The sequence below is a fragment of the Pseudoalteromonas sp. A22 genome (assembly GCF_018141345.1).
In the GTDB taxonomy this organism is placed as follows: Bacteria; Pseudomonadota; Gammaproteobacteria; order Enterobacterales; family Alteromonadaceae; genus Pseudoalteromonas; species Pseudoalteromonas maricaloris.
The window spans coordinates 1,903,077-1,926,683 of the sequence record NZ_CP047238.1 but is presented as its reverse complement, the minus strand read 5'-3'; the positions used below and the strand labels follow the sequence as shown (position 1 = coordinate 1,926,683).

The window sequence follows — 23,607 nt, the reverse complement described above, 5'->3', positions numbered from 1 at the left end:
ACTAGCCATTAGTCGTAATTTCATGCTTTTCGTCCAATTGCACTTGATTTTGTCGACAATTAGGTTATCACTGATAAAGCATAATGATAAAAACTAGAGATCAACAGCAAGGACAAGATATGACGACCGAGAGCCAATTAATAAAAGCAGGTTCACTTACAAAGAGTTACTTCAAAGGCCCCCAAGTAGCACCGCTCACTCAACTCACCATAGGGCAATATCTAGAAAATATTGTCGACAATTATCCAGGAAGAGAAGCCATTGTTGTCTCTCATCAATCAGTTCGCTTAAATTATCGTGAGTACCTCGCAAAAATAGATCAACTTGCCGCAAGCCTTTTAGCTGTGGGGATCAAACCGGGGGATAGAGTTGGGATTTGGTCTCCGAACAACCTTGAATGGAGTCTAGTGCAATTCGCAACTGCTAAAATTGGTGTAATTATGGTGTGTATTAACCCCGCCTATCGCCCAAGCGAACTTGAATACGTGCTAAACAATGTTGAGTGTAAGATGTTAGTTATGGCGAAGTCTTTTAAACATAGCCATTACGTTGACATGATTAGAGAGCTGGCACCAGAATCCTACGACTGCATGTTTGGCGAATTATCTTCACAGCGCCTTCCCTCACTCAAACAGATTGTGCTGATTGACGAGGATATTGAACCGGGTCTAATGAATTTCAGCACTTTGTTATCTAAAGCTAATGATGCCCACTATCTTGAGGCAAATGCGATTGCAGCCACCCTAAATGCCTGTGACGCTATCAATATTCAATTTACTTCAGGTACTACTGGCAATCCAAAAGGCGCCACCCTCACCCACAGTAATATCCTCAATAACGGATTACTCGTCGCCAATGCTATGAAGCTCACAGAGCAAGACAAGCTTTGTATTCCCGTGCCGCTTTATCATTGTTTTGGTATGGTACTCGGTAATCTCGTTTGTATTAGTAAAGGTGCGTGCGCCGTATTCCCTAACGATAGCTTTGATCCGCTTGTCACCTTAGAAGTTGTTGAACGAGAAAAATGCACCGGGCTTCACGGTGTACCAACAATGTTTATCGCACAATTAGAACACTCAGACTTTACGCAGTTTGATTTATCTTCGCTGCGCACTGGGGTGATGGCAGGTTCCACCTGTCCAGAAAAGGTCATGCGCCAAGTACAAACCCAAATGCATATGACCGATGTACTCATTGGTTACGGGCAAACCGAGTGCAGCCCAATCAATAATATTACCGAGATCGATTCGCCTGTAGAAAAACGCGTGCAGACTGTTGGTCGTGCTATGCCACATACCGAGGTCAAAATTATTGACGAGCTAGGACATATTGCCCCAATTGGTACGCCTGGTGAAGTATGTGCCCGAGGATATTGTGTAATGAAAGGCTATTGGCAAGACCCAGAAAAAACGGCGGCGACCATAGATGACGACGGCTGGCTACACTCTGGCGATTTAGGGGTAATGGACGACGAAGGGTTCGTTAGCATCGTCGGCCGCATAAAAGACATGATCATTCGCGGTGGCGAGAATATTTACCCCAGAGAAATTGAGGAAGTGCTTTATCATCATCATGATATTCAAGACGCCGCTGTATTTGGGATCAAAGACGAAAAATATGGTGAGGAAGTATGTGTTTGGGTTCAACTTAAGCCCGGGCACTATATTTCGGAAGAAGATATTCGTGTATTTTTAAAAGATAAACTCGCCTATTTCAAAGTGCCAAAATACATCAAATTGGTTGATGCCTATCCGATGACGGTAACGGGTAAGCTCCAAAAGTTTAAAATGAGAGATCAAATGGAGCAAGAGTTACATCAAACAGCCTAATTTGCGTTCGACATCCTTGATGCCACGCAAATGAGTGTTGCGTGGCAAATCAAATAATCCTCTAAAACTCAATTCTCCCAATACTCTCCTTAGTTAGCCTACAAAGAGTAGGAAGTTCGGTTTAATCAACACACATAAAAGCAACAAATTATTATCATTTTGTTTAACACCTATCGACTTTTGTACCCAAAAGATATAAAACAGTTTTGTTTCCATATACAGGACAATAACAATATGTTTAAATTATCAACAGTTGCCAGTCTTCTGGCATTAAGCTTTACAACGGGTGCAATGGCACAAATATCCTATCTTGAAGACACACGCGACCAAATTAGTATTCAAGATTATAGTTATGAACAAAAAGCGCTTGTAGCTGAGCAAGCAAAACTATTACTTGACGGTTTATACGTCAATAAATATGCCAAAAACCTGTACTACGGTCTTTCTCCGGCCGGACACTTAGACCCAGTCGTTGCAGTAGACGACTTAATCAATAACATGGGAAATCTAAGTTCTTCTCAATTTCATCAGCAGCTGCAAAAGATCTTCTTATCTCAGCGAGATTTTCATTTGGACTATAACTACCCGGCACCAATGAAAAACTTTGTTTCTTTTGTGCCAGTTCATTTTGCACAAACCGTCAATACAGATGGCAGCAAGGAAGTACGCGTAAACCGTATCTGGCAAAACTACACCGTACTTGCACCAGATACATCAACGGTTTCTTTAGGTGATAAAGTCATTGCATACAACGGCCAAGCAGTAACGGATGTAGTAAACAACACACTATTCCAAGGCGGTGGGGCTAATCCAGATGGCGGGTTTGTTGGTGCGTTAAATAACTTGACTATCAAATCACATAATAAACAGATGCCGCCACAAAATGACGCGCTAACGCTTACTTTGGAATCTTACGAAACGGGCGAAATATATAGTGTTAACTTGCCTTGGTTGGTTTACAACGGAAATCCGACTACACAAGCGAATACAGAGGATAATGCAGCGCAGTTTACGCAAAGTATTAACTATGAATTTGCTACATTTAAAGAGTTAGAAGCTGCAGCACAAGATAGTGCTTTTGCCCTAGCAGCCAATGCCACTGCTGAGCCGACGGTAACATGGAATAAAGTACAAGTAGACGGCGAGTCAGTCGGCTATATTAAGATTGCCTCTTTTTCACCTAAAAATGGAACTAACACTGCCCTTGTTGCCATCATAGATATCTTAGATAACCAGCTAAGTGACACGAAAGCACTTATTATTGATGTTAGAAGCAACCCTGGTGGTAATATTCTATATAACGACTATTTACTACAACTGTTTACACCAAAACGTGTTACTCCGTCTCATGTACGCTTTATCAACACACCTGAGAACCACCATATTCTAAATAATTCCCTGTTCGGTACTTACCTAAGTGATAATTGGCACCAAGTATTAGCTGACGTACAAGGCACCAATGAACAATACTCTGCTGCAACCTCATTCATGACAAAAGATGCAGTGAACCAGATTGGGCAGGCATATTATGGTAACGTGGGGGTTTGGACAAACGCTAACACCTACTCTGCAGGTGATATGTTCACATGTGGTATGCAAGATAACGGTATTGCAACCGTATTTGGACAGCACGAACGTACTGGTGCAGGTGGCGCAAACGTAATTGAGCACGGTTTATTTGTACAGTACGTGGGTGCACCATATCAAGCGCTACCTTATGATCAAAGTATGCGGGTGTCGTGGCGTCAGTCGGTACGTCAAGGTCATCACATCAATGCGCTCATTGAGGACTACGGCTGTGTTGCCAATGAAGTTGTCAGTTATAACGTTGAAGACATATTCGATGGTGATACTCAAGATTTCAATACGATCGCTCGTAAGTTACTCGCAAAACCCACAGCGCGTGCAACGGTAGCATTTAATTCAGATAGATTTGCGTCGGTTGCTGAAACTAACGGAGTGTATAATTTTGATGTAACCAACACAGAATACGTAGACGTATACATTGATGGCACTAAAGTAAAACGTATTTCTGCATTTGCGTATGGTACTCAAGCTAAAACGATTAGCTATACATTACCAAGTAACGTAACGACTGGTACGGTGCAGTTTGTTGGGTTAGATAGTGGTAAAACGCGTTTATGGAATTCAACGAGGTTTTTCTAATACTTTAGCTACCATTAATTTCTAAATTTGCAGCGGATGAAACCGCTGCATTTCAACAGTCTGTATAATTCACGTAGCGCTTACATCACTCTGAAAACTTTGCTCAGTAAAACTCACATCCCCCGCCGACAACATTTATAACAGATTGTTTTTATTTCACTTTTATTTTGGTTCATTTATTGCTGTTAATTTCTAAATTTTATATGAAGGAAACGAGCAATGACGAAGTGTCCATTAACCACCACCGCAGGTAATCCAATCGCCGATAATCAAAATAGCCTTACCGCAGGTCCTCGAGGCCCATTATTGGTTGAGGACTACCAGTTAATCGAAAAACTGGCGCATCAAAATAGAGAGCGTATACCAGAGCGTACCGTGCATGCTAAGGGATGGGGTGCGTTTGGAACATTTACGGTAACAAACGATATAAGCCGATATACCAAGGCTAATCTATTTGCTGAGGTTGGTAAGCAAACCGACATTCTGATGCGCTTTTCAACGGTAGCCGGCGAAAAAGGGGCTGCGGATGCGGAGCGTGACGTAAGAGGTTTCTCAATAAAGTTTTACACTGATGAAGGAAATTGGGATTTAGTTGGCAATAATACCCCCGTATTTTTTGTCCGTGATCCGTATAAATTCCCAGATTTTATTCACACCCAAAAGCGCCACCCAAAAATCAACCTGCGTTCCAACACCGCGCAATGGGATTTTTGGTCACTGTCGCCAGAAAGCCTGCATCAAGTATTGATTTTAATGTCTGACCGTGGCTTGCCAACGGATGTGAGACATATGAATGGCTATGGCTCTCATACCTTTAGTTTGATTAACGAGGAAAACCAAAGAGTTTGGGTGAAGTTTCATATGAAAACCCAACAAGGCCACCAGCATCATACCGATGAAGAGTCAAAATCAGTAATTGGCGAAAGCAGGGAGAGCTTTCAAGAGGACTTGCTTGAGGCCATAGAGCGCGGAAATTATCCGAAATGGGATATGAAGATTCAAGTGATGACTGAAGCGCAAGCAAAACAGTTCCAACACAATCCATTTGATTTAACCAAAGTCTGGCCGCATGGCGACTTTCCACTCATTGATGTTGGCACACTCGAATTAAATCGCGTACCAGACAATTATTTTGCAGAGATAGAACAAGCTGCATTTAGTCCGTCTAACGTGGTGTCTGGAATTGGATTTTCTCCCGATAAAATGTTGCAAGCACGCATTTTCTCCTATGCCGATGCTCACCGCTACCGACTCGGTACGCATTATGAGGCATTACCTGTTAATCGCCCAAAATGCCCTGTGCATCATTACCACAAAGACGGTGCAATGCGGTTCTTTAACAATGAACCCGGTGGTAACGAAGATGCTTACTACGAGCCTAATTCGATGGGAGGCCCAAAAGAGAGCCCAGAGTATAAACGCCCTGCTCTTGAGCTTGAAGGAATGGCGGATAGATACGACCACCGCAAAGACAATGATGATTTTTCACAGCCTCGTGCTCTATATTGCCTATTTGATGATGCCCAAAAGCAGCGCTTGTACGGCAACATAGCGCGCGCTATGGCGGGTGTACCTGAGCATATCATTGAACGCCAACTTGGGTTATTTAAATCTGTTCACGAAGAACTTGAAGCCGGTGTTAGAACGACACTAGATCAATAAAGAAACTATCCAATCTGAACAAAAAGCTAGCACCTGAAGTGCTAGCTTTTAAAGCTGCTAAATTTGTGACCATGCCTTTTTGGTTCCAAGCGCGTAAGCCCCACCTATTACCAAGCAAATTGAGGAACTCACCAACCAAAACGTCATGCTGTTATCTGGGATCGTTGGCATGATAAAAACAAACCCAATTCCCCTTATTAAAAAGATTGCACTTATTACACACAAAGCGACTTTCATCAAAGGTAATTGTCGGATCCGTTTCGCCCCTGAAAACGCGTAGCATGACCAGAGCAGTAAAATCGTAGCGATAACGGCAGTGATAAGGTGAGGGTAAATAAGCCCTTGATCGGCCATAGTAGCCATTTCCTCGCCAGCACCAAAAAAGCGATACCAAGGCGCGCCAAAGATAATGCAGCCAATGTGCGCCACTGCCGCAATGGCTGTACACACACCCGCGAAGAGTAAAAAGTAGTTGGTCGTTTGAGTTTGCGCGTTCAAGTTCATTTCCCTATATTGTCAATTTGCTTGAGTATCGCTGCTCTGCCTTTGCCTGTCGATAGATATGCGTTTAGCAGAAAATGAGGCTAACAAAATAAATTTGTGAAGCTTGTTATTTGTAGGTCGTGATTTATCACGACAAAAGATTTCCGCCGCCTGAGATACGGTATTAAAACCCAAAGAACCCGGGGTGAACCCGCTCCCACCCGATATGGGTTAGTGCAATAACAACGCTATGCTTTAGGTGCAACGAGTGGTAAATCAAACTGCACCATTAGACCACCTTTCTCGCGATTAAATAGCTTAAGTTGTCCACCGTGGGCAATGGCGACTTCATTACAAATACTTAGCCCTATGCCTGTGCCACTGGGTTTAGTAGAAAAGAATGGCAGTACTGCGTTTGCTAGCTTTTCTTCTTCCATTCCTACACCTCTATCAACAACCACGACTATCAGACGTTGATAATCAACCAGCAGCTTCACGCCTATTTCATCTATTTTAGATCCTGACTCATGGGCGTTTTTAACCAAATTTATCATCACCTGCTCTACCTGTATGGGATCAAAAAAAGCGCGCTCCAAAGGAAGTGCTGCCAGCAAAGTAAAGTCATAAAGCTTACTAACGGTATCAAGTAAGGGCTGCAAGGGTTGCTCTGTAATATTTGGCGCAGGTAATCTTGCAAATTCGCTATATTTAGCGACAAACTCACTCAAGTTCTCGGTACGGCGATTAATGGTTGCCAACATATCGGGAAGCAGTTGGATCAGGGCATGGTTTTGTTCTTTACCACTGCGCTCAACAATCGTATTTGCGGAGTTAGTCAGTGAAGAAATAGGCGCTAATGAATTATTGAGCTCATGACTGATAAGACGGATGGCGTTTTTCCAAAGCCCTACCTCTTGGCGGCTCATTTCGCTAGATAGGTTTTGACACATAAGCAACACATGTGGCTGGTGGTTGAGTGTGATACTCTGCCTTGAAAAGTAATAGCTTTGCTTTTCATCATTGGCTTGAAAGGTCACAAACCCAGATTCTTTTTGTAGCAAAATGGTTTGCAGCTTAGGATCTGCATTCGCGATGGCATGATGCAGTACTAGGCCGCTTAACGACTTGTTGTTATTAAGTAATTTTCCTGCTTTATCATTAGCGTATACCACTTGATCAAACTGATTTAACAGTAAAATCGATACCGGTGATACCTGCAAAATAGTATCGAGTAGTAACTCTCTTTGGCTAGTGGCGTGGCGCTGTTTTTTTAGCGTTGTCGATAAACGATTATATTCCAAAATTAAATCAGACATTTCTATGCTTTCGAAATGGGTAATTTGAACTGAAAAGTCTTGATCTTTAAAACTGCGGATCCCGTCCGTTAAGCAATCTATAATCCGCTGTTGGCGAGAGAAAAAGTAACTGATACCGACAATGCCAACTACCGCCGCGACAAGCAGCCCCACTGGAATTGCCAGAGTAATTGGTATTGCAAATGAAGCTGCCAGCCATAAAATAGCCGCAAACACCAATAGTGATACAAATAGGCATGCAGACACCGCTGCTTGAAGAGACACCGTCATTTTAAACCAAATTTCTCCATTCTCCGGTAAAGCGCTTGGCGGCTTAACCCCAGCTTTCGTGCAGCTTTACTAACTACGCCATCAGCGCTGTCTAATGCTGCTTCGATATCTGCTTGTGTATATTCAAGCGGCTCTTCATGTTGTGGCGTTTTAATTGCTAAATGCTCACACTCAATTTCTTGCCCTGAGCTTAATAGCACAGCACGACCTATGGTGTTTTCAAGCTCCCTGACGTTTCCAGGCCAAGTATGATGCTTTAACTGCTTCATTGCTGCGTTACTCAAACTCTTATTGCTAGGCAAAAAGTGATCTACCAACACCGTAATATCTTCTTTTCGCTCAGATAATGGCGGCAATTTAAGCTCAATCATATTGATACGATAGTACAAGTCTTCTCTAAAAGTCCCCGCGCGAATAGCCTCGGGTAAATTACTGTTGGTGGCACTGATCACCCTAACATTTACCCTTTTTGTTACCGTACTGCCAACGCGTTCAAACTCACCACTTTGTAAAACCCTTAGTAACTTTTGCTGACCTGCCAAAGACAAGTTGCCGATTTCGTCTAAAAACAAGGTGCCACCATCGGCGGCTTCAAAGCGCCCAGCCCTCGATTTTTGTGCGCCTGTGTAAGCACCACTTTCAACCCCAAATAACTCAGCCTCAATGAGGTCCGCCGGAATAGCCCCCGCATTCACTTTAATAAAGGGTTTATGTTTATAGCTGCTATTGGCTTGCACGATTTCTGCAATTTTCTCTTTACCAGCGCCGTTTGGTCCTGTGATCAGAATTGGCGCGTCGGAGTGCGCAACCTGCGTCGCCATTTCAAGCAAGCTCAACATGGCCGGATCGGCTACTACCACACCACACAGGTCGTATTGCGTTTTTAGCTTTTGTAATCTGGCGTTGCGCTGACTCGCAGCGCTACTTACTTGCTCTTGTAGTTCTCGCATTTCGAGCAAGTTCTTCACTGAAGTGACGAGTTTATGGTCTTTCCAAGGTTTGGCTAAGTAGTCTGCCGCACCATCTTTAATTAGCTCTACCGCCATTTCAAGATTCGTCCAAGCGGTCAGTAAGATGATGGGTAAGTCTGGCTCTAAATCTCGAATAGCTTTATACAGGGCTTTACCTTCCGCGCCGCTGGTGGTGTCTCGGGTAAAGTTCATATCTTGAATGACCAAGTCGAACTGTTTGCTACGAACCTTCTCTAGGCCCAGCTGCGGAGAGGTAACACCTTCACACGGAATATCATTGAGCAACAAAAGGACTTTAATGGCTTGAATTACATCCGGATTATCGTCAATTACCAATACACTCATGAACGCTTTTGATCCTAATTTGTAGATTTAGCCCCTTTCGGGGCTTTGTTATTTTTATTAACTCGATTTTGTTACTTGCGCCGGCGACACTTTCGCAGCTTCTTTGGCAGGCAGGTACACTGCCAATGTACTCACAAGCCAAGTAAAAATAGCTACCCCAACCAATAACGGGATCTCTACCACACTTTGCACGCGAACATTATTCATCAAAAAATAGTAAAGCAAAATCGAGAGACCAAAGCCTAGCACTAAACCGATAAAGACTAAAATTGTATTTTCTTTAATTAAAGACCACATCACTTTACCTTTAGATGCACCTAACGCACGAAGTACACCATGATCTTTCTTTCTTAGGCTAACAGAAAAACTGACAAGTGCGACAATACCAAGCGCGGTGACCACGCATGCAATGATGCTTATGCCTGCCATGGTGAGTGCAAAGGTGCTACGGCCATCCCACAAACGTTTTTTTGCTCTGGCAACAAACTCTACTCGCTCAACCATTCGTCCGTTGGTGTGATAAAGTGCCGTTTCAACTTCTTCTAGCACTCGCTCAGACACGCCTTTTTCAACTCTGACTAAATAATTAGCTCGTTGACGGTTACCCCAAATGACTTCAGGTACAACCCCCGAATTGTAGGGTTGTTGATTGTATGTTGCGCCTTCTCCAAGCATTTTACCTTTATAAACACCAACTACTTGATGTGGAATGCGTTGTCTTGAAATATACACCGTCTGTCCAAGAGCAGAGTCATCACGAAATAAGGACGTGGCAAGGTCGTCACTTATCATAATAACGCCTGCATTTTTTGTTGCCTCATCACCTTTGATAAATTCGCTGGCATAAAATCTACGCCCCTCAACGAGCTCAAGTCCAAGTACATCTACCCCTTTTTCATCCAAGCCAAAGTAGCCGAACACGCTGTAATCCGTTTCTGGTTGAGTATCTTTAAAAATAGTCCATCCAGGGCCTAAGCTGTTTAATACCAGCTCTCTACCAGCATAAGATGCGGCAACGACCCCCGGCACATTTTCAATCGCTTGAATATCCTTTTCTATAAGCGACTGCACGTCTACGGAGGTATCAAACACACGTGTCGTTACATTGAGAATTTGTTGCTCTTCCAACTTTGAAGGTATTAGCCAGTTTTGCAGCGTTGCATAGCTAATAAACGCGGTATTGCTGACAATCATCACGGTAATCGCGATTTGTAGAATGATTAACAGTGCAATACTTTTTTGCTTTAAGATCAGTTTCAAAATATGTTTAATCGCCATACTTACCCCCTTAACTCTGCAGCTGGTGATACACGGCTACTACGGTATACCGGATATAATCCAGATATCCCAACCGCCAAGAAAATGCCTATGGTGGTCAAAAGTGCCAGCTCACCATCAAACTGATAGATTTGACGAACTTGCTCGGCAAATGCCATATAATCTGCCTGATACATACGTAGGTGGAACATCAATTCAAGTCCCGCGAATGCCAATACAAAGCCAAGTGCTACGGACGCAACCGTGAGCATCAAGATCTCTAAAAAGTGAATTTTCATTATTACCCCACGGTTTGCGCCGAGCGCTCGATAAAGGGAAATAAGCTTGCGATTGGCTTGGAATTTGGCGAGCAAAATGCCAACCGTATTCACTAAACAAATACCAAACAGAAAATACGAAAACGTTAGGTAAATGGCTTCCCATGCCAAAAAGCGTTGGATCAAAATATAGAGCTCGCCCATGCTATAAAAATCGGTGAGATTATTATGTTGAAAACGGCCTACCGCTTGCTGATTTGCAATATAGTTATTCAACCAAGTTTTTAGTTCTGCAAGATGTGCCGCCCCCATATCTTTTTGGTACTGGAACCAAACCGTCAAATAACCACATTCAGCACTTTTCAGCATGTCGATATTGCCGCTGCGTGGGTTGGTTGCGGTGTATAAATCGTCGGTTCTACACGATACTTGCCCTGTTCGTGGAAAGTTTTGCGCATAGGCATAATTTAGCGGGATAAAAGCATCGTGATTGTAATTATTACTAAAGCTCAAATCTTGGAAACGACGTTTATAATTACTTAAATCAACCACGCCCACGACTTGTATTTGTTCGCCTTGAACTTGAATAAACTGCCCGACAGAATTCGCCCCACCAAAAAGATGGTCGTTAGCGTTTTTACTGATCACAGCGACCGCTTCACCACTTTGTTGGCTTTGTTCACTCCAAGAAGCTCCGTGGATAAACGGCGCATCTAGTACACTAAACATATCTCTATCTGTACCAGAAGCTTCTACACTAATAGGTCTAACTGAGTTATCCGCCAGCCCCACAATAAACTCTGTGGTGTAGTTAAATGATAGATGCTCGTATGGTAAATCCGCTTGCTTAAGCGCTTGGGCATCTTGATATGTCCAGCGAGGAAATTGGTTAAAATCGACAACGTCTTGGTCACTATCAAAAAAATTCAGACCCGCGGTGTACAAGTAATCACCCTTATGACCAATCACCTCACTGCTGCTTTGTTTTACAATGGCTGACATCGTCAACATCAAGGTGATCCCAACTGCAAGGTTGATCACCATCAGTGCGCTTAGCTTGGGTTTTTGCTTTAATCCCTGCCAAGCTAATAGTATTAGCTCTTTCATCGCTTACTCCTACACTGCCAGTTCGGTTAGCTGAGATTTAGTGATGTCGGTTAGCTCACCATCAAGAATTTGGATATTACGACCCGCTCGTCGTGCCAGCTCATTGTCATGGGTTACCATAATCAATGTTGTACCCGCCTGATTCACTTCTTGTAATAAATCCATCACTTGTCTTGCCATCAAGCTATCTAAGTTACCCGTTGGCTCATCCGCAAGTAGGAATCTAGGTTTCCCTGCAAGCGCTCTGGCAATAGCCACACGCTGCTGTTGCCCACCACTTAACTGTGCAGGATGATGTTTCATTCGGCTTGCAAGACCAACAAGCTCAAGGGCTTCTTCAATACGCTTTTTACGTTCACTGGCTTTTATTCCCCTAAAAATAAGGGGGACTTCAACGTTGTCATATAAAGATAAATCGCTGATAAGATTAAAGCCTTGGAAGATAAAGCCAATTTTTTCGTTTCTTAGCTGTGACAGCTTTTTATCGTTAAGATTGGCAACGTTTTCACCATCTAAAAAATAGTCACCACGCTCAAAACGCTCTAATAAACCCGCAATATTCAAAAAAGTGGTTTTACCCGATCCTGACGGCCCTGTAACCGCAATAAACTCACCCTCTTCAATGGTTAAGTTGACATTACTGAGCGCATGGGTCTCTATGAGATCAGTGCGGTAAATTTTGCTTACTTCATTCATCTTTAACATTATCTATTCCTTCTCATTCTTATTTGGTACGCAAGATGGGGCTACTTCCCGAGTAATACTCGCGCTTTGTTATTGAACGGATCTAAACTTGAGATCACGATTTCTTGCCCTTCACTCAGGCCGTCGACAATCTCAACTTCAGAAATACTTTTTACACCGAGCTGAATCGGTGTTTGATCAGCCTGTTCACCGATAACCGCGTAGGTGAATCGCCCGGCACCAGTTTCAACAAATGCGCCACGCCTTACTTTGAGCACGTCTTGCTTTTGCGACAGGATAATTCTTGTAGATACCTTTTGATTTTGGCGAAGGCCGCTTGGCTGCTCGTCAAAGCGTACCCGAGCACTGACGCGACCGGCCTCAATTTCAGGAGAAATAGCAACCAGTTTAGCTCGGTATTGGTATTGATTAATAAATACTTCCGCAGCCATGCCGACACCTAGGTTTTCAGCATAGATTTCTGGGATCTGCGCTTCAACTTCGAGCTCAGAAAGGTCAACCAGTGATATTAATGCGGCGTCTCGCTGTACAAACTGCTTTTGTTGGACATGCACCGTACCAACAATACCTGATAACGGCGAAATAATATTAAGTGCGGCTACCTGACGCTGCACTTCTTCTAGAATATGCTGTTGTCTGGTTAGGCTCAGCTCGCTGCTTTTGAGCTCAAACGCGAGTCGCTCTTGCTCAAGTTTTAACGATTCAATGGCATGCTGCTCTTGAAGCTGTGCGCGTTTTAGCTCAACCATTGACTGCTCAAACTCTAACTTTGAGATAATTTGTTTTTCGATGCTTTCTTTTGAACGCGCCATTTCTCGCTCGGCGGCTTCTAGGTCTACTTTCGCCATTTCCATGCGTTGTTTAGTATCGAGTAGCTGCTGTTTAATTGAGATCCGTTGACGCTCAACTTCAGTTTGTAAGCGTTCAAACGTGGCTTCTTCTTGTAATAAACGGTTAGTCAACTCCGGACTGTCTATGCTTAGTAACGTTTGTCCCGCCTTAATGGCATCACCAGGTTTAACGTTTAGTGTTACTGTGCCCGATGCGATGGCGTATAAGTCTGGATTATTCGCAGCGAGCGTACGCCCTTCAACACGAATATCTTCGCTTATATCACCTCTCACTACCGTGGCGAGACGTACTTGCTCCCGCGATACCGTCTGCTCTGCAGATAAAATCGTGTTAATGCTTGGCCAAGCACTAGTTAATCCACCTAAGGTGATGCCAACTGCCAATAACGCAATCACCGGCTTTTTTATGGTTCGCTTTTTTGCGATTTGTTTGTCTTGCGCACTTGTATCTTTAATCATGCTACCTCCTTGCGGACAAGTGGGTGTCCGCGATTATCATGAGTAACTAATAACAAGTAGCGTGCCAGAATTTATACTATTGTTTTTTATGGCATTTATTAGATTTAACGGCTTTATTCAAGGGGATTGGACGGACACCGGACAGTTTGCGGACAATAGCGGAACAGGACTAAAACAGGTAGGTCGTGATTTATCACGACATCAGATTTTTGAGGTAACCGCACTCAAAAGATCGCGGGATGAACCCGCTCCTACATAATGTTGATGCACGTTTAACATAAGTTACTCGAATAGCTCAGCAGCACCGCTAGATCGCGACTAAAACTCGTAGGTCGTGATTGATCACGACATCAGATTTTTGAGGTAACCGCACTCAAAAGATCGCGGGGTGAACCCGCTCACACCTAATACTGCTGCGCGTTTAGCTCAAGGTTTACCATAATAGCTCAGCAACACAGCTAAATCGCGACTAAAACTGGTAGGTCATGATTTATCACGACATCAGATTTTAGAAGGAGCCACATTCCAAAAGATCGCGGGGTGAACCCGCTCCCACCTAATACTGCTGCGCGTTTAGCACAAGGTTTGCCCTAGTAGCTCAGCAACACAGCTAGATCGCGATTAAAACTGGTAGGTCGTGATTTATCACGACATCAGATTTTTGAGGTAATCGCACTCAAAAAATCGCGGGATGAACCCGCTCCTAATTAATGTTGATGCGCGTTTAGCATTAGGGATAACCCGCTAACACACAAAAACTATTGGTGCTGGCTCATATCCCATAATTGCTTTAACTCTTCTATAATGGCGGGGTCGTCAATGGTAGATGGCACGACAATGTCTTCTCCGTCTACCAGCTGGCGTAGGTTCTTTCTGAGAATTTTACCCGAACGGGTTTTGGGTAAACGCTCAACCACTTTAATGGTTTTAAGACAGGCAATCGCGCCGATTTTTTCGCGGATCAGGCTTCTTATTTCCTCTGCAATTGCCGATTCAGTGGTGTTTACGCCATCTTTCAGTACCACCATGGCAATGGGCACTTGGCCTTTTAACTCATCTTTACCGGCGAATACGGCGCATTCTGCAATTGCATTGTGGCCTGCGACTATCTCTTCCATTTCACCGGTTGACAGTCTATGTCCGGCTACGTTTATTACGTCATCGGTGCGGCCCATAATAAACAGATAGCCGTCTTCATCAAAATACCCGCCATCACCAGAGAGGTAATAGCCGGGGTATTGTGATAAGTAACTGCCTTTAAAGCGCGCCGTGTTATTCCAAATAGTAGTTAAGCAACCGGGAGGAAGGGGCAGTTTAACTGCAACAACGCCTTGTTGATTGACTTCACATGGACTGCCGTCGACATCGAGGATCTCAACTTGATAACCCGGTGTAGGAACTGTGGCACTGCCCGCCTTTGTAGGCATCAATTCAATCCCTACTGGGTTAGATGCAATTGCCCAGCCCGTTTCCGTTTGCCACCAGTGGTCGATCACTGGCAGCTTTGTGGTGGACTGTAGCCAGTCGTAGGTAGCAGGGTCTAGTCGTTCACCAGCTAAAAATAGCGTTTTTAGACTGCTGGTATTGTAATTAGCCAAAAGCGCAGCGCTCGGATCTTCTTTTTTTATGGCACGAAATGCCGTGGGCGCACTAAAAAGTGCTGTCACTTGGTATTCTTCTACCACTCGCCAAAACGCCCCTGCATCTGGGGTTTTAATCGGTTTTCCTTCGTATAATACGCTGGTGCAACCATAAATCAGCGGGCCATAAACAATATAAGAATGCCCCACAACCCAGCCAATGTCGGATGCAGCCCAAAACACTTCACCGGGCTTCATGCCGTAAACGGTTTTCATACTGTAGTTTAATGCCACAGCGTGACCGCCCTGCTCTCGTACTACTCCTTTGGGTGTGCCTGTGGTACCAGAAGTATACAAAATATAAAGCGGATGCGTGCTTGGTAACGGCACGGCATCAAAGGATTCAGGCGTGTTTGCCACCACAGTCCAATCTAGGTCCCTTGGCGATGACATCTGCGCTTGGTATGCCTCACGCTGTAACACAATGCAATGCTCAACTTGATGTTTTGCCGCCGAAAGCGCCTCGTCCAGCATAGGTTTGTATTCAATGGTGCGGCCTACTTCAATTCCGCAAGAAGCACTGATCACTAGCTTTGGCTTCGCATCATCTATTCTCACCGCAAGCTCATGAGGTGCAAAACCGCCAAACACCACGGAATGAATAGCACCCACGCGCGCACAAGCAAGCATAGCAACGACCGCCTCTGGCACCATGGGCATATAAATTACGACCCTATCACCTACGCTTACACCAAGTTGATTTAAGCCAGCCGCAAAATGGCTCACTTGAGAGAGCAACTCGCGATAGCTAATTTTGCGTTTGGTATTCGTCACCGGCGAGTCATAAATTAGTGCTGTTTGCTCCCCTCTCCCTTGGTGTACATGATGGTCGAGTGCCACATAACTGGTATTCATCAAGCCATCGCTAAACCAATGACTCAACCCCTCTTGGTCTTGGCTATGTCCGATTTTTGGTGGCGTGTGCCAATCAAGCCGTGTCGCTTCTTTAAGCCAAAATGCCTCTGGGTCTTGGGAAAATGTTTGATATGCCTGTTGATAGGTTGTTGTTGTCATATTAAGTTACTCAGTTTCGCTGGAACTTAGTAAAGATAGATAAAAAACCGCCAAGTTTTGATGAGACTTTAGTCTTGCGAGGATGATATAAATCAAAGTTGGGGTCGTTAGATATGATTATGTTTGGGTAAGGAGCAGCCTCGAGTACGGGTGTTAGTTAATGAGCACTTGTTCTTCTAATTTGATATATATGTAATCACAGCGTCCTGAACAATAGCCATGAGAATAGATATGACTATTATTCAGAAATCCACTAGGGCCTATACAACCAAATTTACCTACTGCTCGCTTTCAAGCTTTAGCAGCAACGCTTTGATATCATCTTTTGCGCCGGTGATATGTTTTTTCAAAAAGTCGCAAGCCCCTTTGGTATTTTTATCGCGGCATAGCTCTAATAGCTGGCGGTGTTCCTCTGGTGCGGTTTTAATGCCGCCCGCAAGTAGGATGTGCATGCGCACGTAGCGCTCGGAGTTTTTACTGTACACATCCACCAGTTCGCGAGTTTGTGGACGCTGTGCTTTGCTGTAGAGTTTGCTGTGAAATTCGGCATTAAGCTTACCTGTTGCCAGCTGTGTATCACCAGCGGCGGTGGCTTCTTCAAGCTCGGCTAAAATGGCTTCGGCTTCGAGCAGGTCGCGTGCGGTCAACTTGTCGATTGAGTGGCGTAACAGCTCAGCTTCCAACAATGCCCGTAGATCAAATATTTCATCGATTTGCTCGGCACTTAAGCGAGTGACCGTCGCACCTTTGTGCGCTTCAAAGTTAACTAAGCCTTCGGCTTCTAGTTGCAGGAGTGCTTCTCTAACGGGAATACGGCTTACATTTAACTCATCTGCCAGCGCGGCTTGCCTCAGCGGCTCGCCCGCTTTGATTTCGCCAGTGAGGATTTTTTCACGAATTGCTTCAGCAACTAATTGAGTTCGAGTTTTATGTACAATCGCCATAGTATTTAGTAATTATTGTTTTATGAACTCATTATAAACGTATCTGAGTTCAAATTGCATGTTTGTCGAGTATATAAGTTCGATGTGCGAATTATGTCTAAATAAAAAAGCCCATAGCAATACTATGGGCTTGGTTTGCTTAACTTTGTATACAAATTGGTCTTACGAATCGTTTGAGCGCTTCTAACCCTACCGATGTTGAACGTACATCGGTTGATGACGGAAACGGCCCACCGTGGTTCATGGTGGCGCACACTTCAACGCCCGTTGGCATTTGCCCGTAAATCAATCGACCTACGCGGTATTGTAACGCCTCTATAATATCTTCGGCTTGATGTAGGTCAGACTCAGTGCCATGAATACTGGCGGTGAGCTGTCCATCTAAGTCTGCGATTAAGTCTTCAAGCTGTGCTAAGTTGTCGTAGCTCACCACTAAAGCACTTGGCCCAAAAACTTCTTCTTTAAGCCTTGCATCGGTTGCAAAGCTTTCGCTATCCGTTAGGAACAAGTGGGCGCTTGCGTGAAACGGCAGTGCTTGCTCACCAGAGCTTAATAAGGTTACCTGAGGGTGTGCTTTTAGTGCCGCGATGCTGTTTTGGTATGCTTTTAAAATGCCAGGGGTCAATAAGGTATCTGAAGGCGCTTCACTAATATTTTGTTTAGCCGTCTCGATAAATGTTTGCGAACTACTACTTGGCACCAACCAAATACCGGGGCTAGTACAAAATTGACCATTGCCCATAAGTAAAGACTGGACAAATTGTGCACCAAGCTCTGCGCCTTGTGCCTGTACTTTTTCAGGTAAAACAATTTGCGGGTTTACGCTGCCAAGCTCACCGTAAAGCGGGATAGGTTCATGACGCTTCGCGATGGTGTCTTGCAATGCTTTTGCAACGCCAAAGGAGCCTGTAAATCCAACCGCTTTGATAGGCTCGGCTTTAACCAGGCAATGTGCGACATCGTATGCTTTCGCTTGCAGCATAGAAAACACCCCGCTGGGCATATCGCACTTGCTTATTGCTGCGGCAATGGCTTTAGTCATTAGCTCACACGTTGCTGGATGTGCTGGATGACCTTTATATACCACAGGGCAGCCAGCGGCTAACGCAGCTGCAGTATCGCCCCCAAGCGTAGAGAAGGCATACGGGAAGTTTGACGCGCCAAACACTGCAACAACGCCAATAGGAATATGCTTAAGCTGTGTTTTTGGCTTAGGCAGCGGTGTGCGATTTGGGTCCGCTTGCTCTTCCTTAGTCAGGCAAAGCTCAGCTAGGTTATCTCTCAGCGCTGCGGCAAATGCGTTTAATTGGTTTACCGTGCGGCCACGCTCGCCCTCGAGTCTTGGCCTTGGTAGGTTAGTTTCTGCCATTGTTGTGGTTATTAGCTCATCACCTAAGGCGAGAATTTCTTGGGCTATGGTCTCTAAAAATTCTGCACGAGCAGTCATCGACGTTTTACGATAAGCCTTAAAGGCCTGCTCCGCTGCATTAATGGCTTCTTCTACTTGTGCTTCACTGGCGTTAAAAAATGCTTGCGTTAACGGTTCATTGGTTGCCGGGCAAAACGCGTAAAACGTTGTTGCCGCTTGTGCGGCTTGCCACGCACCGTTGATGTAGCTCTTTCCTGATAAATTCATTGTTAGCTCCTGTTTTCTTTCAGTCTTAATGGCTAGAGCACCTGAAAACCAAATGCATATGGGTCTTCGTCATCTACAGTGATACAATTACTCCCCGTTTGACGTGCCCAGCCTTGAATACTTGGCAGAATTGCGGCTTTTCCCGCGACTTCAGTTGTGCCTTCAACCTTGCCGATAAATTGGCTGCCTATGATGCTCTCGTGAACAAAAGTATCGCCCTCTTTTATCAGTCCTTTTGCAAACAACTGTGCCATTCGTGCACTTGTGCCGGTACCACAAGGCGACCTATCAATCGCTTTATCGCCATAAAATACCGCGTTGGCCGCATGACTATCTGGATGTTGTGGCTTACCTGTCCATAACACGTGGGAGGCACCACACACGGTAGAGTCTTCAGGATGAATTGGATTTATTTGCGCGTTAACTGCCGCGCGCACTTTGGGGCTCCACGCCAGTAATTCGGCGGCGCAACTTTGATCCACACCAGCAAATAGACTTTGAGGCTCAACAATAATGTAAAAGTTACCGCCATAGGCAATATCAACGATGAGCTCCCCTAGCCCATCAACATGGACAGGCACCGCTTGGTAAGCCAAAAATGCCGGCACATTGTAGAGCCTTACCCAAGTCACTTTACCTGCTTTCATCTCATAATAAGCATTCACGCGCCCCGCTGGGGTGTCAAGCTTGAGTACACCCTGTTCCTTTGGAGTAATAAGGCCGCCTTCAAGGCCAAAAGTGACTGTCCCGATAGTGCCATGCCCACACATAGGCAAGCACCCAGAGGTTTCGATAAATAGGATTGCCACATCCCCATCAGCAGTGGTCGGTGGATATAAAAAGGCACCCGACATCATGTCATGGCCTCTAGGCTCAAACATCAGTGCGCGCCTTATCCAATCGTAGTCACGTAAAAAATGCTGGCGCTTTTCACTCATGCTCTCGCCCAAAAGCGTTGGATGACCGCTTGTGACCAAGCGCACGGGATTGCCACAAGTGTGGCCATCTATACAATAGTAGGTGCCTAAAATCATACGCTTAGTCCAAGTTATATTGGCTTAAGTCAATTCGATTTGCCATCGCTTCATCGTACAAACGACTCACGTAAGCTTTTTGCTCTTGGGTGAGTGGCAATCTTGGAGAACGAGTCACTTCACTACCGCGTCCAGCCAAATGTTCTGCATATTTGATGCACTGCACTAGTGTTGGAATAGTATCTAAGCGTAGCAAAGGTAAAAACCAACGCCACAGCGCGCGCGCTTCCTCATAGCGACCTTGTTCAGCAAGTTTATAAATAGCCACTGACTCGCGTGGGAATACATTGGTCAATCCCGAGATCCAACCTGTCGCTCCCAGCATCAGGCTTTCCAGTGCGATATCATCAACACCACCAAATACCACGTAGCGATCGCCAAATGCGCTAAACAGCTCGCTAATACGACGGGTATCTTCCGTTGCTTCTTTTACAGAAACAATATTGGACTCCTCAGCTAAGGTTTTCATGCCTTCAATAGACACATCGACACCGTAGGTCACCGGATTGTTATAAATCATAATAGGTAATGCTGTGCTTCGCGCTACCTGTTGATAATGATGAATTGCTTCGCGCTCGGTTGAACGGTAAACCATCCCTGGCAATACCATTAGTCCATCTATGCCAAGCGCTTCTGCATCCTTGGCAAACTCGACAGCAAGCGCAGTTGTGGTTTCAGCCACACCACTAAGTAGTGGCACTCTATCACCTACCACTTCTGTTGCAGCTTTTAAAACTTGGCGTTTCTCGTTAGCCGTGAGTGAGCAATTTTCACCGACGGTGCCTAATACTATGATGCCATGAACCCCTTCGTTAATCAGGTTATCTATCATCTCTTTGGTAGTATCAAAGTTGATGCTTTCATCATCATGGAATTGAGTGGTTACTGCTGGATATACACCCTGCCAATTTACGTTCATGGTTCTCGCCTTTCATTAGGTTGTTTAGTTATTGTGCTTGCCATCATAGGTATATTGTATACAATAATCAATATTCAAAAGAGAGATTTTTTAGCCATCAACTCAAATGACTGGCCTAAATATCTGTAATCTTATGATTTATAAGTGGTAAATTTTTTCTTGTAGGTATTTAAACGAGACCTGATTGATGTCTATGTGGAAATACAATTTAGGATGGTGAGGTAAATTGTGGAAAGTAATAATAAAATTGCAGTGATAGGCGCAGGGATCATTGGGATCACCACCGCACTGCAATTAGCTCGACGAGGCCACGCTGTTACCTTGTTCGATAAAAATCAGCCCGCAGAGGGGTGCTCTAAGGGTAACGCGGGGCATTTTGCCACAGAGCAGGTATTCCCCATGGCAGACGCAGCTTTACTAACAAAGGTGCCTGGCATGTTAGTCAATCCGAAGGGGCCCTTGCGAATTGAGAGCACCTCTTTGCTCAAAAATATTCCTTGGTTTGTCCGCTTCTTAAAGCAAATGAAAAGCAGCTGCTTCCACAAAGGTACAATCGCACTTAGAAGTTTAAATGAACGCGCACTACCCGCATATCAGCGTTTACTTGGTGATAAGTATCATACACTTATATCTAGCAACGGCAGTTTACTGGTATTTGAAGGTGACGAAAGCTCTGCGCGTCAAAGCTATAACAAATACGCCGAACAAGATATCTCAGTGAGCTTACTTACGGGTGATCAAGCCCGAGAAATGGAGCCGAGCCTATCAAGTGCCATTACCTCGGCACTGTATTTTGATAAAGTCGCGCATAGCACAGATCCCTACGCTCTCTGTTTGACGTTATATGAACAGTTTATGCAGCTAGGAGGAGCATTCAAACAAGGCTCAATCGACAATATTACCCACACAGAGCGTGGCTACACACTTCACTCCAAAAGCCACAAGATGACCTTTAACAAAGTAGTTGTAGCAACGGGTGCTGCAAGTAAAACGCTCTGTGCGTCTTTAGGTTACTCACTGCCCATGATTGCCGAGCGCGGTTATCACAACATGTTGGCAGTGAATAATACGCTTACACGACCTATCGCATCAAGTGAGCGAGGGTTTATCATGACGCCCATGTCACAAGGTTTGCGACTGGCCGGAACGGTAGAATTTGCTGCACTGGAGAGTAAACCCAACTACAGCCGTGCTCGCGTATTATTGCATCATGCAAGTATATTGTTAAACTCATCGCTGCCACAGCAAAATGATGACTTGTGGGTTGGCTGCCGTCCCTCACTCCCAGATTATTTACCTGTCATCGGACAAGCGCCAAATCATCACAACCTTTATTTTGCACTGGGTCATCAGCACTTAGGACTGACCCAAGCCGCAATTTCAAGTGAATGTATCGCAGATCTTATTGACAACAAGCCCAACGACATCGATCTTACTCCCTTTAGTATTGCTCGATTTAATTAGCTAAGGATCACAAAAATGAAAGGTATTGCATACCAGAGCGCGCAACAGGCGCTAGATAACTTAGAAGATATGACAAAAGGCGTAGCGCCAATTGGCGAAAGCGAGTATTTAGCAAGAATAGAGAAAGCTCAACAATATATGCAGCAGAACAACATTGATGCACTCTATTTAAATGCTGGTACAAATTTAAAATACTTTACTGGTTTGCAATGGTACGCCAGTGAGCGTTTGGTCGGTGCTATTTTACCCGCCAATGGACAAGTTCAGTTTATCGTCCCGTTTTTTGAAATTGGCTCTATTAAGGATTATTGGCTGATTGAAGGCCCTATTCATGCTTGGCAAGAAGAAGAATCTCCTTACGAGCTCCTCGCAAACGTACTTAACACACTCAATATTGATAGCACAGGCACACTCGCCATTGACGAAAGCACTGCGTTTTTTGTTGCTGATGGGATCAGACTCGCGGCACCTGAGCTTTCGCTTATCAATGCAAAGGCAGTAACCGCGCATTGTAGAATGCATAAATCGGCCAATGAAATTGCCCTTATTCAACGTGCAATGGACATGACACTTGCCGTACATAAAGCAACGGCATCTATGCTGTATGAAGGGATCACCACAACCGAAGTTGAAGCCTTTATTAATGAAGCACACAAAAAAGTGGGGGCACCGGGCAATTATTTTTGTATTGTGCTATTTGGTGTGGCGTCGTCATTCCCACATGGTGTAAAAAATCCACAAACGCTGAAAAAAGGCGATGTGGTTCTCGTCGACACAGGTTGTAAGTTACACGGCTATCTTAGTGATATCACCCGTACTTATGTTTTTGGCGACCCCAGTGAAAAGCAAAAGTCCGCTTGGCAAATCGAGAAGCAAGCGCAAATTGCAGCATTTAATGCAGCCAAAATTGGTGCGCCCTGTGGCGCTGTTGATAAAGCCGCTAGAGAGTATATTGCCAGCAATGGGCTCGGTCCTGATTATCAACTACCTGGTTGCCCACATCGCACTGGACACGGTATCGGTTTAGATATCCACGAATGGCCTTATTTAGTCAAAGACAACCCTGAACCGCTTGCAGCTGGAATGTGTTTTTCAAATGAACCTATGCTGGTTATTCCTGATGAATTTGGCATTCGCTTGGAAGACCATTTCTATATGACCGACGATGGTCCGCGTTGGTTTACTGAACCTGCACATAGCATAGACAATCCTTTTGGGGTTGAATAACCTTAGTGATGGCTAAATGATGAGATGCTC

17 protein-coding genes are annotated in these 23,607 nt (G+C 44.6%); 5 read left to right on the top strand and 12 right to left on the bottom strand.

Annotated features, from left to right (window positions below; genetic code table 11):
- The first annotated feature begins 119 nt into the window (after window positions 1-119).
- The 3 genes from GSF04_RS13455 to GSF04_RS13445 all read left to right on the top strand — a co-directional run bounded on the left by GSF04_RS13455 (window position 120) and on the right by GSF04_RS13445 (window position 5,657).
- Window positions 120-1,829, top strand: coding sequence for an AMP-binding protein (locus tag GSF04_RS13455; RefSeq protein ID WP_211859787.1), 1,710 nt, complete (start codon window positions 120-122; stop codon window positions 1,827-1,829).
- A gap of 234 nt (window positions 1,830-2,063) precedes the next feature.
- Window positions 2,064-3,995, top strand: a complete 1,932-nt coding sequence (locus GSF04_RS13450) for a S41 family peptidase (protein ID WP_211859786.1) — start codon at window positions 2,064-2,066, stop codon at window positions 3,993-3,995.
- Window positions 3,996-4,214: 219 nt separating this feature from the next.
- Window positions 4,215-5,657: a catalase gene (locus GSF04_RS13445; protein WP_211859785.1), complete on the top strand. Its 1,443-nt coding sequence runs from the start codon at window positions 4,215-4,217 to the stop codon at window positions 5,655-5,657.
- A 57-nt stretch (window positions 5,658-5,714) separates the two neighbouring features.
- Here the strand turns inward: GSF04_RS13445 and GSF04_RS13440 are convergent, their stop codons facing one another.
- The 12 genes from GSF04_RS13440 to GSF04_RS13385 all read right to left on the bottom strand — a co-directional run bounded on the left by GSF04_RS13440 (window position 5,715) and on the right by GSF04_RS13385 (window position 20,886).
- Window positions 5,715-6,161: a hypothetical protein gene (locus tag GSF04_RS13440; protein WP_211859784.1), complete on the bottom strand. Its 447-nt coding sequence runs from the start codon at window positions 6,159-6,161 to the stop codon at window positions 5,715-5,717.
- 227 nt (window positions 6,162-6,388) lie between these two features.
- Window positions 6,389-7,726, bottom strand: a complete 1,338-nt coding sequence (locus GSF04_RS13435; RefSeq protein ID WP_211859783.1) for an ATP-binding protein — start codon at window positions 7,724-7,726, stop codon at window positions 6,389-6,391.
- Window positions 7,723-9,042 carry a sigma-54 dependent transcriptional regulator gene (locus tag GSF04_RS13430; protein WP_211859782.1) on the bottom strand — a complete coding sequence of 440 codons (1,320 nt, stop codon included), beginning with the start codon at window positions 9,040-9,042 and terminating at the stop codon, window positions 7,723-7,725. The genes GSF04_RS13435 and GSF04_RS13430 overlap by 4 nt, the downstream gene beginning before the upstream one ends.
- A gap of 57 nt (window positions 9,043-9,099) precedes the next feature.
- A complete protein-coding gene (locus GSF04_RS13425) occupies window positions 9,100-10,320 on the bottom strand; it encodes an FtsX-like permease family protein (RefSeq protein ID WP_211859781.1) in 1,221 nt (406 codons plus the stop codon).
- A 2-nt stretch (window positions 10,321-10,322) separates the two neighbouring features.
- Window positions 10,323-11,684: an ABC transporter permease gene (locus GSF04_RS13420; protein WP_211859780.1), complete on the bottom strand. Its 1,362-nt coding sequence runs from the start codon at window positions 11,682-11,684 to the stop codon at window positions 10,323-10,325.
- A 9-nt stretch (window positions 11,685-11,693) separates the two neighbouring features.
- Window positions 11,694-12,389 carry an ABC transporter ATP-binding protein gene (locus GSF04_RS13415; RefSeq protein ID WP_010604884.1) on the bottom strand — a complete coding sequence of 232 codons (696 nt, stop codon included), beginning with the start codon at window positions 12,387-12,389 and terminating at the stop codon, window positions 11,694-11,696.
- 41 nt (window positions 12,390-12,430) lie between these two features.
- The gene (locus tag GSF04_RS13410; RefSeq protein ID WP_211859779.1) at window positions 12,431-13,699 is read right to left on the bottom strand and encodes an efflux RND transporter periplasmic adaptor subunit; all 1,269 of its coding nucleotides are present in this window, start codon (window positions 13,697-13,699) and stop codon (window positions 12,431-12,433) included.
- Window positions 13,700-14,457: 758 nt separating this feature from the next.
- A complete protein-coding gene (locus GSF04_RS13405) occupies window positions 14,458-16,353 on the bottom strand; it encodes a propionyl-CoA synthetase (protein ID WP_211859778.1) in 1,896 nt (631 codons plus the stop codon).
- Between the two features lie 278 nt (window positions 16,354-16,631).
- A complete protein-coding gene (locus GSF04_RS13400) occupies window positions 16,632-17,297 on the bottom strand; it encodes a GntR family transcriptional regulator (RefSeq protein ID WP_039495756.1) in 666 nt (221 codons plus the stop codon).
- 139 nt (window positions 17,298-17,436) lie between these two features.
- Window positions 17,437-18,933 carry an aldehyde dehydrogenase (NADP(+)) gene (locus tag GSF04_RS13395; protein WP_211859777.1) on the bottom strand — a complete coding sequence of 499 codons (1,497 nt, stop codon included), beginning with the start codon at window positions 18,931-18,933 and terminating at the stop codon, window positions 17,437-17,439.
- A 32-nt stretch (window positions 18,934-18,965) separates the two neighbouring features.
- On the bottom strand, window positions 18,966-19,967 hold the full coding sequence (locus GSF04_RS13390) for a 4-hydroxyproline epimerase (protein ID WP_211859776.1): 1,002 nt from the start codon (window positions 19,965-19,967) through the stop codon (window positions 18,966-18,968).
- Between the two features lie 4 nt (window positions 19,968-19,971).
- A complete protein-coding gene (locus GSF04_RS13385) occupies window positions 19,972-20,886 on the bottom strand; it encodes a dihydrodipicolinate synthase family protein (protein ID WP_211859775.1) in 915 nt (304 codons plus the stop codon).
- Between the two features lie 228 nt (window positions 20,887-21,114).
- On the opposite strand from GSF04_RS13385, the gene GSF04_RS13380 reads away from it, so the two are divergent.
- Window positions 21,115-22,350: an FAD-dependent oxidoreductase gene (locus GSF04_RS13380; protein WP_211859774.1), complete on the top strand. Its 1,236-nt coding sequence runs from the start codon at window positions 21,115-21,117 to the stop codon at window positions 22,348-22,350.
- 15 nt (window positions 22,351-22,365) lie between these two features.
- Window positions 22,366-23,577 carry a Xaa-Pro peptidase family protein gene (locus GSF04_RS13375; protein WP_211859773.1) on the top strand — a complete coding sequence of 404 codons (1,212 nt, stop codon included), beginning with the start codon at window positions 22,366-22,368 and terminating at the stop codon, window positions 23,575-23,577.
- Window positions 23,578-23,607 lie beyond the last annotated feature (30 nt).

Excerpts from the sequence above, each read along its gene's own strand:
- GSF04_RS13455 (WP_211859787.1), top strand. The coding sequence starts at position 120 with ATGACGACCGAGAGCCAATTAATAAAAGCAGGTTCACTTACAAAGAGT.
- GSF04_RS13450 (WP_211859786.1), top strand. The coding sequence starts at position 2,064 with ATGTTTAAATTATCAACAGTTGCCAGTCTTCTGGCATTAAGCTTTACA.
- GSF04_RS13445 (WP_211859785.1), top strand. The coding sequence starts at position 4,215 with ATGACGAAGTGTCCATTAACCACCACCGCAGGTAATCCAATCGCCGAT.
- GSF04_RS13440 (WP_211859784.1), bottom strand. The coding sequence starts at position 6,161 with ATGAACTTGAACGCGCAAACTCAAACGACCAACTACTTTTTACTCTTC.
- GSF04_RS13435 (WP_211859783.1), bottom strand. The coding sequence starts at position 7,726 with ATGACGGTGTCTCTTCAAGCAGCGGTGTCTGCATGCCTATTTGTATCA.
- GSF04_RS13430 (WP_211859782.1), bottom strand. The coding sequence starts at position 9,042 with ATGAGTGTATTGGTAATTGACGATAATCCGGATGTAATTCAAGCCATT.
- GSF04_RS13425 (WP_211859781.1), bottom strand. The coding sequence starts at position 10,320 with ATGGCGATTAAACATATTTTGAAACTGATCTTAAAGCAAAAAAGTATT.
- GSF04_RS13420 (WP_211859780.1), bottom strand. The coding sequence starts at position 11,684 with ATGAAAGAGCTAATACTATTAGCTTGGCAGGGATTAAAGCAAAAACCC.
- GSF04_RS13415 (WP_010604884.1), bottom strand. The coding sequence starts at position 12,389 with ATGTTAAAGATGAATGAAGTAAGCAAAATTTACCGCACTGATCTCATA.
- GSF04_RS13410 (WP_211859779.1), bottom strand. The coding sequence starts at position 13,699 with ATGATTAAAGATACAAGTGCGCAAGACAAACAAATCGCAAAAAAGCGA.
- GSF04_RS13405 (WP_211859778.1), bottom strand. The coding sequence starts at position 16,353 with ATGACAACAACAACCTATCAACAGGCATATCAAACATTTTCCCAAGAC.
- GSF04_RS13400 (WP_039495756.1), bottom strand. The coding sequence starts at position 17,297 with ATGGCGATTGTACATAAAACTCGAACTCAATTAGTTGCTGAAGCAATT.
- GSF04_RS13395 (WP_211859777.1), bottom strand. The coding sequence starts at position 18,933 with ATGAATTTATCAGGAAAGAGCTACATCAACGGTGCGTGGCAAGCCGCA.
- GSF04_RS13390 (WP_211859776.1), bottom strand. The coding sequence starts at position 19,967 with ATGATTTTAGGCACCTACTATTGTATAGATGGCCACACTTGTGGCAAT.
- GSF04_RS13385 (WP_211859775.1), bottom strand. The coding sequence starts at position 20,886 with ATGAACGTAAATTGGCAGGGTGTATATCCAGCAGTAACCACTCAATTC.
- GSF04_RS13375 (WP_211859773.1), top strand. The coding sequence starts at position 22,366 with ATGAAAGGTATTGCATACCAGAGCGCGCAACAGGCGCTAGATAACTTA.